Annotated in this window: 7 protein-coding genes and 2 pseudogenes; 7 read left to right on the top strand and 2 right to left on the bottom strand. The window is 34.0% G+C overall.

The window, feature by feature from the left end:
* The first annotated feature begins 163 nt into the window (after nucleotides 1–163).
* Nucleotides 164–796 carry a YwbE family protein gene (locus tag BCER98_RS17365; RefSeq protein WP_012095911.1) on the top strand — a complete coding sequence of 211 codons (633 nt, stop codon included), beginning with the start codon at nucleotides 164–166 and terminating at the stop codon, nucleotides 794–796.
* 135 nt (nucleotides 797–931) lie between these two features.
* On the opposite strand, the gene BCER98_RS17360 is transcribed toward BCER98_RS17365, so the two are convergent.
* Nucleotides 932–2,185: an ArnT family glycosyltransferase gene (locus BCER98_RS17360; RefSeq protein ID WP_012095910.1), complete on the bottom strand. Its 1,254-nt coding sequence runs from the start codon at nucleotides 2,183–2,185 to the stop codon at nucleotides 932–934.
* A 427-nt stretch (nucleotides 2,186–2,612) separates the two neighbouring features.
* Here BCER98_RS17360 and BCER98_RS17355 point away from each other — a divergent pair, with 427 nt between their 5' ends.
* The 4 genes and pseudogenes from BCER98_RS17355 (at nucleotide 2,613) to BCER98_RS23755 (ending at nucleotide 8,367) form a co-directional block, all read left to right on the top strand.
* Nucleotides 2,613–4,682 (top strand): LTA synthase family protein, encoded by a 2,070-nt coding sequence (locus BCER98_RS17355; protein WP_012095909.1) that lies wholly within the window; start codon nucleotides 2,613–2,615, stop codon nucleotides 4,680–4,682.
* A gap of 535 nt (nucleotides 4,683–5,217) precedes the next feature.
* Nucleotides 5,218–5,538 (top strand): ArsR/SmtB family transcription factor, encoded by a 321-nt coding sequence (locus BCER98_RS17350; RefSeq protein ID WP_012095908.1) that lies wholly within the window; start codon nucleotides 5,218–5,220, stop codon nucleotides 5,536–5,538.
* A gap of 237 nt (nucleotides 5,539–5,775) precedes the next feature.
* A pseudogene (locus tag BCER98_RS23760) lies at nucleotides 5,776–6,909 on the top strand (N-acetylmuramoyl-L-alanine amidase); the annotation flags it as partial.
* A 15-nt stretch (nucleotides 6,910–6,924) separates the two neighbouring features.
* A complete protein-coding gene (locus BCER98_RS23755; RefSeq protein ID WP_373367241.1) occupies nucleotides 6,925–8,367 on the top strand; it encodes an S-layer homology domain-containing protein in 1,443 nt (480 codons plus the stop codon).
* A gap of 76 nt (nucleotides 8,368–8,443) precedes the next feature.
* Here the strand turns inward: BCER98_RS23755 and BCER98_RS21410 are convergent.
* Nucleotides 8,444–9,777 (bottom strand): IS3 family transposase gene (locus tag BCER98_RS21410; RefSeq protein WP_094396572.1). Its coding sequence is split into 2 segments (ribosomal slippage): nucleotides 8,444–9,390 and nucleotides 9,390–9,777, totalling 1,335 coding nucleotides; the frame shifts between segments, so codons are not numbered across the junction.
* 527 nt (nucleotides 9,778–10,304) lie between these two features.
* Between BCER98_RS21410 and BCER98_RS17330 the strand changes: the two genes are divergently transcribed.
* Complete coding sequence (locus BCER98_RS17330) at nucleotides 10,305–12,935, top strand: M60 family metallopeptidase (RefSeq protein ID WP_012095904.1); 2,631 nt, start codon at nucleotides 10,305–10,307, stop codon at nucleotides 12,933–12,935.
* Between the two features lie 138 nt (nucleotides 12,936–13,073).
* Nucleotides 13,074–13,353: pseudogene (locus tag BCER98_RS22280) on the top strand (helix-turn-helix domain-containing protein); the annotation flags it as partial.
* Between the last annotated feature and the right edge of the window lie 171 nt (nucleotides 13,354–13,524).

The following is a 13,524-nucleotide window of genomic DNA, read 5'->3' as shown; positions in this document are numbered from 1 at the left end:
AATTTTTTTATTCGCTTTGTGATGAAAAAAATGAGGTGGGCAAATGTATATAGAGCGTAGAATGAAATGTTAGGGATTTTTTCGACAAAAAACGACAAAATCATATTCGTATATTTGTTATTCTAAACAAGTTCGTTATTTTTTTATAGATAGGAGGATCTTAATGGAAAAGAAATTATTTTTACTATTGCTTATGAGTTTCTTTGTAATTGTGTTAACTGCATGCCAGGGTGTCCATGGTTCTGAAAAGAAGGAAGCGCAAGAAGAGCAGCGTATAGAAGAAGAAAAACGCAAGCAAGAAGAGCAGCGTATAGAAGAAGAAAAACGCAAGCAAGAAGAGCAGCGTATAGAAGAAGAAAAACGCAAGCAAGAAGAGCAGCGTATAGAAGAAGAAAAACGCAAGCAAGAAGAGCAGCGTATAGAAGAAGAAAAACGCAAGCAAGAAGAGCAACGTATAGAAGAAGAAAAACGCAAGCAAGAAGAGCAGCGTATAGAAGAAAAACGTAAGCAAGAAGAGCAGCGTATAGAAGAAAAACGTAAGCAAGAAGAGCAGCGTATAGAAGAAAAGCACAAACAAGAAAAACAAAAGCAGCAATCTACACAGGTACGAGGAGGAAAACCGACAAGATCACAAATTTCGATTGGAACTCATGTGGAAATTATATTGGATAAGGATCGTCGTACGCGTGTCAGTGGCGTTGTAAAAGATATTTTAACTCATACTGAAACGCATCCTTATGGCATTAAAGTGTGTTTACAAGATGGACAAATTGGTCGCGTTCAAAGGATCGGTTGATAAGAGAGCAGTAATCTATTCTTGTGGATAACCTCTGTTTGTTAGAGAGTACATTACATAAAAGTGAATTTGAAAAGATGTAAGTATGTAATTAAATTCAAGAGGTTGTCCATTTTATTCGGACAACCTCTTGAATTAAGCGCGTTTTACTTTGAAAAACGGGAGCTTTGTTGCAATATAAATAAGTCCATATGCAAGAATTAAACACATAAGCGGGTTAATGAAAAATCCATAGCGATTAATTGCTAGGAATAAATTTGAGAAGATGATGTAAATAACAGAGCTTGCTACTAACATCATAACCCGCTTATGTTTAAATGAGTTCAGCATGAAGCAGAAACTGCTTAAGAAGGTACCGATAATAAAGACTCTATGACAAAGTTGGATAAAATGATGAATGCGATATTGGTCTACAGCAGGAGCTGTTTTAAATAACTCGATTGTTTTTCCGACAGTAAACCAAGAGAACCAATATGTGAAATCCGTTTTAAATCCATTTTTAATGAGTTCTTTCGCGTATTCCCCTTTATCAGTGAGTCCTTTTGCCTTCATTTCATTTACAACGTTTTCGTAGCCGATCTTATTGAATGGATCAGCACCTGCAATTAATGGATCGGCGCTTTGTGTTGAGAACAAAATGAATTTATGGAATGCCAAATAGTTACGAAATACCCATGCACCAATAATAAAGAATGGTCCAATAAACCACAGTAGCCCAATTCGAATGGAATCTTTGATTCCATATGTGAACAAGACAACAAGAACCGGAATGAGTAACATAGGAGCTGGATTTGGGCGAATCATGAGTAACATAGATACGACGATTCCAAACCAAATATGGAATTTTGTTTTATTGTACTTCCAAGCAAGAATAAATATATATACACTGAAACATAAAAAGAATATGGAAGGAACTTCTGTTAATAATGTACGGAAGTATGTATAGTTACTCGGATAAATTGCGTATAAAATACTTGCAACAATTCCATAAATATTTTTCTCAAATAATTCTTTTCCGATTAAAAATACTAAGAGCACTGTACCAAGATTAAGTAGCATATTGATAACAGTTGCTACGTAGTAGTAAGGAAGGTGTGTGACATCAGATATAATCATTGCGCCCGCTAATAATAACGGTTGACCAGGTGTGATATATGCATTTTTTCCAGGTACCTCGCTTGGTTCTAAATACACATAACCAAATACACCGTGTTTTAATAACTGTTCGGCTGTTAACGAATAGTTAAATGCATCATTCGCGCCATATGTTACTTTTACTAACTCTCCGTCAAGTCCCGGTTGTTTTACTAAACAAAAAATATGCAGAAGGAAAGAAAGCGTTAAAATTACATATACCGCTTTAGGCAAACTTTTAAATTTGGCTAACAAAAATAAGCATCTCCTTTTTTGTTTCTTTCTTTATTTATTTCGTGATAAAGTCCTAATCTCATTAAGCCTATCCAAAACATAATTGCATTATATCATAAAGTAAAAATTACATCAGTGTGGATTTTACAATAATATTTTATAAAGCAAAACTTGTGAGGAATTTAGCTCACACCTGTTATAAGTCTTCATCAATCGAGATGCTACTGCCTTAAAATAGTGGGATAAAATGAAATACTTTACTTATTTGTGCAAACAAAACGGTGAAATGAAAAGTTCTAATTATAATTTTGGAGTATAATGCAGACTTCATGTGTATAATAGAAGAAAGCGTACGGGCTCCTAGCTTGAAATATAATATATTTGATTATGAAGAGAATGGTTCTTACTGATGCGGGGTGAAATCAATTGTAAGAAAAGAGGGAGAACATTGAAGTATAAGTTTTCACTTCAGCAACCGAGAAAACATACGAATACATTGATTTCCACTATTCATAGTGGAATGTTGGCATTATTATTGGTAACATTCCTATTTATGATTTTAAAGTTTTTTGAATTCGATAAAGGAAAGGAATTTTTGAATGAAAAACTCCCTTTCACCGTGGTGACGATTGGTCTATGGGTTGGGCTATTATATGTCATACGTACAAGAAATAAAGAGCGAAATGGAATCATGCAGATGATTCAACTGTATGGCTACCTTTTTTTGGTAGCGCATACAATTTGTTTAGCTTTTTTAGCCATACAAAGCCATTTTGATATACTGTATGTATTTAGTTGGATATATTGGCATGTGGGACATTTTGTATTGAGTGTAATTGTTGTTTATGTCCTATATCTTCTTGTATACCACCTGCTTGGAAAACTGTTTTTGAGCACCGTTTTGACAAGTTGTTCGTTAATTATATTTGCGATTGTAAATTATTTGAAAATACTGTTTAGAGGTGATCCTCTTTATCCTGCTGATTTTACGCAAATTGTCCATTTAAAATCTGTCATTCCAATGGTATTAGAACCTTTAGAATGGAAATATGTATTATTAGGGGTTATCTGTATTGCATTAAGTATTCTATTGCTCTTATATATTCGAAAACATACGGAACCTGTCAAAGTACCTATTAGCATGAGGCTTTTTGGAATCATTGCTTCTATTTTTATTTTATATGTGTACAGTAATTATACGAATACATTTATGAGCAAACTGTTTCAAAAGTGGGGCGTAGAATTTATTTTGTGGAATCAAAATGAGAACTATGCAAATAATGGTTTTGTATTAGGCTTTATAAGTAATTTAGATACAACAATTATGGAAGAGCCAAAAGGGTATTCCAAAGAGAAAATGGTTCAAATTGCAAATGATATAAAGAAAAAGTATGGAGAGAATATAGGGGAACAAAACAATGAGGCGAAGCCGAATGTTATATACATTATGAGTGAGGCTTTTTGGGATCCAACGAAATTGATGAATTTATCATTTAGTGAAGATCCAATTCCTCATTTACATCATTATATAGAGAACTTTCCAGGAGGACAAACCATTTCTCCTACATTTGGAGGAAATACAGCGAATACGGAATTTGAAGCATTGACAAGTTATTCGATGAGCTTTTTGAAGCCTGGATCGATACCGTATCAACAAGCCATTACAAATCAAAATGAAGTTCCGTCTATTGTAAGTAGTTTGAAGAAAGAGGGCTATTATGCAACAGCAATTCATAGTTATGGTCGGAGTTTCTTTAAACGAGATACAGTATATCATGTGTTAGGATTTGATACATTTCATGCAGAAGATACGATGAAATATACAGACATTGACGGAGATTATATTAGTGATATATCCATGAGTAAAGAGATAATAGAGGAATTAAAGCGTAGGACACAACCTACATTTATTCATGCTGTAACGATGCAAAATCATTTTCCATTTACTCCAGGAAGATTTGGAGAAAATAGAACGGAAATACATGGTTTAACAGAGGATGCGTCTAAAGCGGAATTAGAGACCTATACGGAAGGAATACGACGTTCTGATGAAGCATTACAATATTTAATAGAAGAGTTAGATAAGTTGGGTAAACCAACCATATTAGTCTTCTTTGGAGATCATCTCCCGTCGTTAGGAACAAATAAATCCCTTTATAAAGAAGCTGGATATATTGAGAATGAAACATCTGTTAAGGAACGGCTAGCAATGGCTGAAACACCATTATTACTATATGCCAACTTTAACTTACCAAATGACAATTTAGGACGAGTTAGTCCGGTTTATTTTTCTAATCTTGTATTTGATTATGCAGAGTTGAAGAAACCAGCGTTTTATCAATTTTTATCTAAATTATATGAAGAAATACCAGTTTTAAGGGACGAATTAAAAGTGAATCAAGATGGAACACATATTAAAAAATTAACAAATAAGCAAAAAGAAATGTTAGAACAATATAAATTGATTCAGTATGACTTATTAGTTGGCAAACAATATAGTAAAAAAATCATCTTTTAAATGATATATACGAAAAAAGAACTTGTAGCTCGCTACAAGTTCTTTTTTCGTATATTCAGGACGGGGGTATAACTAGACAAGCTAAGTCAATTAGGGAGTAGTACTTATACATTTATTATAGATTGAATTGTGAAGAGTTTATCGTGTGATTTGTGAGAATTATGTGAATTTTATAAGGGGGGGTTTTTTGGTTTGTAACAAAAATATAGATGAAGAAGAATAACATCTCTAAATGATAGATGTTATTCTTTGTAAAGAACATGAAAAAGAAAGTGGACGGTTTTCAAAAGATGATTCTCATATTGAACGGGGAGATTTTTTCCGTTGGGGTAAATGCAATTATAATAAAATTCCCTTTGTAAAAAGGAGTTTTTATTATATAAAAATAAAATAATTAATTGTAGTATATTACTTGTACTAATACTAGTGGCTTTGTAAAGGCTAAAGCTACTGCGTGTGATTTACATCTATATGGTAATTCTAATCTGTTTTGAGCTTTTTAATTATATATTAAGATGAAAGGATTATGGTTATAATGAAAAATCTAGAAAAATATAGAGGTTTTGCAGATAAGTTAGAGGATTTTGCAGATAAGTTAAAAATTATGGCACATCCGGATCGTTTAAGAATATTGAATCTATTAATGGAGGGTGATTCAAAAAATGGAAAGCAAATTTATAAAGAGCTTAATATGGCACAATCGACACTATCACAACATTTAACAAAATTAAGAATGCATCAATTAATATATGGAAGAAGAAAAGGAGTAGAAATTTACTACGATATCAATGATAGTTTAGTATGTAAAGTTATAGGAATTTTAAGTGAAGACTCTTCTAAGAAAAAGGCAGTATAACGTAAAAATCGCTTTTGTTTATCCTGCTATTTTAGAGCAGGAAGACTTCCACCTCAAGATGATAAGGTGGAAGTAGAGCTGTTAATCAGAGGGAGAAAAAGAACCCCTTCTCTGATTAAAGTTTCATTTTATAAGAAAGATATACGACTATATAATTGCTTGTTTCATAAATAAATAGCATGTTGCTTAGGAGAAGGAGGTATCAAACACGAAATAAATAGGATATTTCGTGTAACAATGATGATAAAAAAGAAGATTTTAAATGTTTTAGCGATGACAGTGGTACTTCAGGGAGGAATGACCGCAACACCTGCATTTGCAGCTTCAGCTTCCTCTGTAAAACAATTAGATGAAGCAATATCTTATGATATACAGGTGCTGAAAAGTATAGAAGAACATATGAAAGATGAAGATGGAAAAGGTGAAAAAATAGGAGAAAATGGTGAAATACAAGGCGATTTTCTTGTATATATTCCAAAAGAAATGCCTATATATTCTTCTTATGATTTAAATACTCCAATTATACATCAAGTATCTCAACAGGTAGTAAAAGCAACTAAGAAAAAAGAAAACTGGTATTATATTGAAACTGATTCTGTAAAAGGTTGGGTACAAAATAAAGAGAATGTTCTTGAAGAACGAGAAGTATATTCTTTACCGAAAGATACAAAAAAAATACAAATTAAAGAAGTAACATCTGTATATTCAGCACCATTTCATGCATTCAAAGAGAATGATGTTTTACAACCTCAATCTGTTGAGGCGATTACACAAGCTGGAGAATGGTTTCAAATTCAAACGTCTAATGGGATAAAGTGGATTCATTCGTCATCTGCAAAATTTGAAGGAACAAAGGCCTCTCTTATTCAGTCTACAGTCAATTATAAAGAAGATGCTTCTCTTCAATACGCGCCATCAAGCTTAAATGTGGGGAATATATATGGTGTGAAGTTTACTGAATGGATTGTTCCAAAAGGAAATCCACAAATTCGCCCAGGTTATGCTATGGACCCTCGTTATATCACAATCCACGAAACTGCTAATGAAAGAAGAGGTGCGGATGCAAAAAATCATGCTAAATATTTGATGAATCAAGCGACAGGAAGTACAAGTCGCGGTGCATCATGGCATTTTACAGTAGATGACAAAGAGATTTACCAACATTTACCTTTAAATGAAAATGGATGGCATGCAGGTGATGGAACAAACGGGACTGGAAATAGACAATCAATTGGAATTGAAATTGCTGTAAATCAGGATGGAAACTATGAGAAAGCAGTAGAAAATGCTCGCAAATTGACAGCTTATTTAATGCAGGAATTAAATATTCCAATAGATAATGTAAAGAAACATCAACATTGGAGTGGAAAAAATTGTCCAGCAAAAATAATTGCAAGAGGGACATGGCCAGCTTTTTTAAATGGTGCGAAAAGTTATTATGAAAAAAATAAGCCCGCTGTAATCTCAAATAAAGAAGAGGTTCACCGAAAAGACGATATTTCTGGGAAATGGTATGAACACGAAATTCGTGAGCTCGCGAAAAAAGGTATTATGGCGGGAGATGGAAAGGGCTCATATTGGCCAGAGCGTCTTGTAACACGTGCAGAATTTGCTGCTTTAATTACACGTTCTTTACAATTACCAGAAGGGAAATCGAATTTTAAGGATCTTAGTTTAGCTCATCCATCATTAGTAGATGGCATAAACCGAGCAGCGGCAGCTGGTATCATTCATGGTCGAGGCAATGGTATATTTGCACCAAACGATACGATTACGCGTGAAGAAGTAGTCATTATGGTAGATCGTGCTTTGCAAAGCAAAGGAATTACTGGAGCATTAAAAGAAGCTCCATTTATAGATCAAGATGCAGCTTATGATAAAAAAGCGCTGCAACGTGTATATGGATTAGGAATTGTTAAAGGAAATGATCAAAATCAATTCTTACCAAAAGGAACGGCAAGCCGCGCGGAAGCAGCAGCATTTTTAAATCGTATGTTACGTGTAATGGATAAAAAGCCAGGAGAAAATGCGAAACACAATATTACTGCTAAATCATATGTAGAATTAGATTTAACATTAGCTTCCAATATTACAGGTAAAGAGATTGATAACTTTATTGCAAGATACCATCCTGATAGCCCATTAGTAGGACATGGACAAGACTTTATTGAAGCGCAAAATAATCATGGGGTGAATGCATTATATTTAGCTGCACATGCTATTTTGGAATCGGGTTATGGAAAATCTGAAATTGCATATCGAAAACACAACTTATTTGGATTACGTGCATATGATTGGGATCCATTTGGAAATGCGAAATATTTACAAAGTTATGGAGAAAGTATTGCTTATAATGCAAATTATGTACGTGCGCGTTACTTAGAAAAAACAGGAATGTATTATAATGGCCCAACGTTAACGGGTATGAATGTTAAGTATGCAACAGATAAAGAATGGGCTCCTAAAATTGCAAATATTATGGAGCGTATTAAGCCTTTTAAGGCAGAAGACTATATGTATGCAAAAAGGCTTTCAAAAAATCCAAGTATATTAAATGTTGATGCGTTACCATCGGCAATTCCATATAAGTTGTATCCAGCTGGGACAAAAGCTACGGTAAAATCATCAGCACATTATTATCAAATACCATTTCCATTCAATGGTAAAATTAGAAGTGAAAATATTACTCCAGAACAAAATAAGGTGGGTAGATTGTCTACTGGATCGATTGTAAATATTTATCGTGAAGATCCAAATGGATGGATTGAGTTTTCGTTTGATACTAGCAATCAAAAATATTGGACAGAAAAAAATAATTTAAATTTATGATAAATAGTTTAATAGTATTAAAAAAAGCAGATTGAATCTTAATCTGTACCCTTTGTAAAGGACATTTTAAAAAAAGTTAGGCAGCCGCGAGAAGATGATTTCTGTATTCAACAGGAGTCATCTTCTTTAAATTCCATTGATATCTGTGCTGGTTATAGTATTTGATATAGTTTTTAATTTCTTGTTTTAGCTGGGCAAAAGATGTACAAGTTTTTATATGCGCTTCATCTTTAAAATGCCCGAAAAAAGATTCTTGGGGGGCATTATCCCAACAGTTTCCTCGTCTTGACATGGATTGTCCCAGTTTTAATTTTTTAACTAGTTTTTGATAGGTCGGACTTGTATAATGAGCTCCTTGATCAGAATGAATATAGGCATCTTCAGTCAATCGAATTTTCTTATTCTTCTTTAGGTTGTGAAGAGTCGTCATTGCGATGTCTAATGTGAGCTGTTCTGAAACGTGATAGGCTAAAATTTCATTTGTGGACCCATCTAAAATAGTAGATAAATATGCTTTCTGATTCTTACCATAAAACAGGTAGGTGATATCTGTAAGAAGCACTTTTCCAGGGGTACCTTGCCTGAATTCTCGCTTCAATCGATTTGGTACCACGAAATGTTCTTTCGTCGCTTTTATCATTCTTTTGTAAGGATTCGCTTTGCGGATCGGGCAGATAATCCCGTATTTCTTCATAATTCTACGAATACGCTTCAAATTGTAGACAACTTGAAATTGACCCGCTAATGTCATTTTGATTTGACGAGCCCCTTTTTTTCGGTTTTTAAATCGAAATGCCTTTAATATCCATTCTTTCGTTATTTCATCCTGATCTATTCTGTTTTTTCGCTGCCTTTGCGAAGAAACAGAAAAATAATTATAGTATCCTGAACGTGAAACACCAGCGATCCCGCACAAATATTTCACCATATTTTTGAGGTTGTATGTTTCAATAATAGAACGAATTAACATATATTTTTGGTTAGGTCGTAACGTTATTTCTTTCTCATCCTCCCTTCCATAAGTTTTATCTTTTTTAACAATTCATTTTCAGCTTTTAATAGGTTTCGTTCCGCTTCCAAACGCGCATATTTCTCTTCTAATGTAAGTTCTCTCTCTAGCTTTCTTCCTGAGTTTTCTTTACGCGTATCTCTTAGACCAAATACACCATCTTTCTTATAGGAAGTACGCCACCTATTTCCTGATGATATAACACGTTGTATGCCAATGATTTCTACATCAAATCCACATTCTTCAAAAATAATGCGAGGGGGTTTTCCTTTTTCGTTTTCTTTAATGAAAATACGCTTGAATTCGTCGGTATAAGTAATTCCTTTTGGGCTGACCGATTTTACGTATCGATTTTTTGATAGTATTTCAATTTCTTTTTCTGTAAATAGTTTTTTCGTCATTTTGAAATGTCTCCGATTCTCATTTTTCTCTCATTATACAAGAAATACCCTATAGAATAGACCTTTTTTTAAGTGTCTATCCTATAGGGTACATTTTATCTTTCAATCTGCTTTTTTAACGTTACAGATGAATAGGAAAGTTGTAGATATGGAGGGAAAAAAGTATAGATTTCCTTTTGTTAAAGGAACTTATTCGTATTGTATAAACAATATCAATATAAGAAAATAATAATGAACAAAGAGCATTTAAGTACATGTTGTTGCCGATGAAAATTCCTTATTTAGAAACTACCAATCCAAACTCATCCTGTCTAAAAAGATCGTTCTTTTTAGACAGGATGATGTATGAGTGTAAAAGTAGTTTACTATTTTTACACTCATACATCATGATTTTATTTGTAATAATAAACCTTTTATTTATAAAATTTCGCCTGTTCTTTTTAGAGAAGATGTTACAATGATAAGATTCTCTTAAAGGAACGGCTTTTTGTATGTAATCAACAAGATAGAAAGGAAAGATAGTAAGAATGAAAAAAAGTAAAAAAAAGTATGGCGCGATGACTTATAAAACATTGCTTGCAATCAATATTTTGTGGGTTCCATTTGCTAGCGGAACCTTTGAAGTAACGAAAGCAGCAGCAGAGTCGATAGAAAATATAGAAACAACATTAGAAGAGCGTACTTTTCTTTTGAAAGGAAAGGGGAATGTCGATCACCTTGCGAATATTCATCAGCGTGCCTTTGCATTCAGTCCATTTGAACCAACAGGGCTATACGCTAAACCAAATGAAACAATAATAATCCATGTTGAAGGAAAACAAAATATTCAAGCATATATAGGCACATATTCCTATGATGGTAATCCTAAGAAATTTTATTTGAAACCTGGGAAAAATGAAATTTCTGCTCCAAAAGGTGGAATGCTATATTTTGAAAATGCTAATCTGAATGGAGAAACAAAAGTAACTGTATCAAGTGGTGGAACGCCTATCCCATATTTCGAATTAGGAAAGCATACGAAAGAAGATTGGGATGCAATGTTAGAGAAGTTCCCTAATGCTTATGCTGTAGAATTAAAAGGAGAAAGAAGCTTATTCACAGTGACGTATAAAGCTGCTAAACAATATTTAGGAGGAAAAGATCCCTCACCGTTATTGCGTAAGCATGATGAAGCGATTCGAATTCAAGATAAAGTATCAGGAGTATCAGAGGAGTATACAGGTGTAGCACAGGCTGATACACATTACGTTCATTTTGTTGAAGATTTTAATAAAAAAGATGGTTGGATGTATGCGACAAACTATCGAACTGGATATGTTTCCGATGCTATGAAATATGTTTTAGATTTAGAACACTTTGAAAAAGATGGATGGGGACCATGGCATGAAGCAGGGCATCAAAGGCAACAAACATGGAAATGGTCTGGTTTAACCGAGGTTACGGTAAATATTTACAGTATGGCAGTGCAAAGAGCTTTTGGGAATCCTTCACGTTTAGAAGCGGAAGAACGATATAACGATATATTTCTTTATTTAATGAAGCCTCAATCAGAAAAAAATTATGATCAGATTGATAATCTTTTCGTGAAATTAGGGATGTTTTGGCAGCTAGATTTAGCTTTTGGAGATAATTTTTATCCGAAGTTGCATCAGATGTATCGTTTAACTTCACTGGAAGAATTAGGGGATGGATCGGATGAAGAGAAAAAACAACTGTTTATAACAATGGCATCCAAGGTGGCAAATCGGGATTTAACTCCTTTCTTTGAAATATGGGGTTTGATGCCGTCAGAAAAAACAAAAAATAGGATTAAACATTTACCTAAACTTCAAAAAGAAATATGGAAGGGAAGAGATTTAAGACCAGTTGTGGAAGAAAGAGTCTCAAAGTACCAAGTTCCAATGGGAGGAATACCAGTTCCAACTACAGTTGATATAGGAGCCATTAATGATATTGACGTAACAAAGCTTGTAACGAATCTTTCACCTAACGTTTATTTGACAGGGAATAGAAGTATAGATATGAGGCAATTTGACTCAGCATCTGTAACGGTTGAAATTGCTGATAAAGAAGGTAATAAGAATGCGGTTATTGTCCCTATGAAAGTAACTTATGGGGATAGTATAGTCTTTCAAGGGTTGAGTGATTGGAATAGTGCAATTATCAGTATTTCTCATGCTAATCGTCAACTGAAAGCTATTACGACGGATGTAACGAAGACAATTCATTACCGTTTTCCAGAAACATACTATTCTTTCAAAGTATATGATAAAGATACAAGACAAGAAAAGCTCTCCGTATCGACAAGCGGACAAGTGGGGGCGAAAGATTTCGTTAGTAAAATACAAAATGTAAAGTTTAACTATGGAGATATAGTCGAAGTGTTCCATAGTGAGCCTAGCAGATTGCATGTATATCATAACAATGAAAAGGTGCCTCAAGATAAGCAAACAACTAAACAATATATTATTACACCAAAAGGATTTCAAGATCCTCAAGATGTAGATTTAGCAGTTATAGATAACAAAGAAAAAGAGAAGAAAGATGAATCTGAAGTTATAGACAACAAGCAAAAAGAGAAGAAAGACGAGCCCGAAGTTATAGATAACACGAAAAATAAGAAAAAAGATGATATCTCTGGAAAATGGTATGAACACGAAATTCGTGAGCTCGCGAAAAAAGGTATTATGGCGGGAGATGGGAAAGGTTCGTATTGGCCAGAGCGCCTTGTAACACGTGCAGAATTTGCGGCGTTAATTGCGCGAGCTTTACAATTATCGGAAGGAACATCAAACTTTAAAGATCTTGGATTGGCACATCCATCATTAGTAGATGGCATAAACCGAGCAGCGGCAGCTGGTATCATTCATGGACGAGGCAATGGTATATTTGCACCAAATGATACGATTACGCGTGAAGAAGTAGTCATTATGGTAGATCGTGCCTTGCAAAGCAAAGGAATTACTGGAGCATTAAAAGAAGTTCCGTTTATAGATCAAGATGCAGCTTATGATAAAAAAGCGCTGCAACGTGTATATGGATTAGGAATTGTTAAAGGAAATGATCAAAATCAATTCTTACCAAAAGGAACGGCAAGCCGTGCGGAAGCAGCAGCATTTTTAAATCGTATGTTAAGAGTTATAGACGAAGAAAAATAATCGATTAAAGAAAACGGCATCTCTCTGCATGAGGGGCCGTTTTCTTTTTGAAGGAATTGTCTTTTCATCTTGATTTTATCTTTTTAGGCGAGAAGATACCCACCTCAAGGAATGTGGAGGGCATAGCCCAATGAGGAGGTGGAAGGCACGTTAGTCAATAAAGCGTATAAGTTTCGCCTCTATCCAAATAAAGAACAAGAGATACTAATTGCTAAAACAACCGGATGTTCTCGTTTTGTATTCAATCACTTTTTAGCGCAATGAAATGAAGCATACAAAGAAACAGGCAAAGGATTCACTTATAAACACTTGTTCTTCTCAATTAACACAACTAAAGAAAGAATGAACTTGGTTAAAAGAAGTGGATAGTATTTCGCTTCAATCCTCATTAAAAAAACTTGCTAATACATATTCACGTCCTTATTAGTAGAATATGTATCAAGCCATGCCCCTGAAGCAACTTAAAAACTATTATAAAGTAGATTGCCACCAATCCATAAAATGAACGAGACAGCAAAAGCGAGTATAAAGTGCCATTTTTTTCACGTTCGCATATAAAACCTCTTTTCTTTACCAAAAGGAAAATGAT

Origin of the sequence: Bacillus cytotoxicus NVH 391-98, from assembly GCF_000017425.1 — a bacterium.
Lineage (GTDB): Bacteria > Bacillota > Bacilli > Bacillales > Bacillaceae_G > Bacillus_A > Bacillus_A cytotoxicus.
Note: the sequence above shows the minus strand (reverse complement) of the source record. Positions and strands in the feature narration are given on the sequence as shown.

Coding starts and splice junctions, on each gene's coding strand:
- BCER98_RS17365 (WP_012095911.1), top strand. CDS start 164: ATGGAAAAGAAATTATTTTTACTATTGCTTATGAGTTTCTTTGTAATT.
- BCER98_RS17350 (WP_012095908.1), top strand. CDS start 5,218: ATGAAAAATCTAGAAAAATATAGAGGTTTTGCAGATAAGTTAGAGGAT.
- BCER98_RS17330 (WP_012095904.1), top strand. CDS start 10,305: ATGAAAAAAAGTAAAAAAAAGTATGGCGCGATGACTTATAAAACATTG.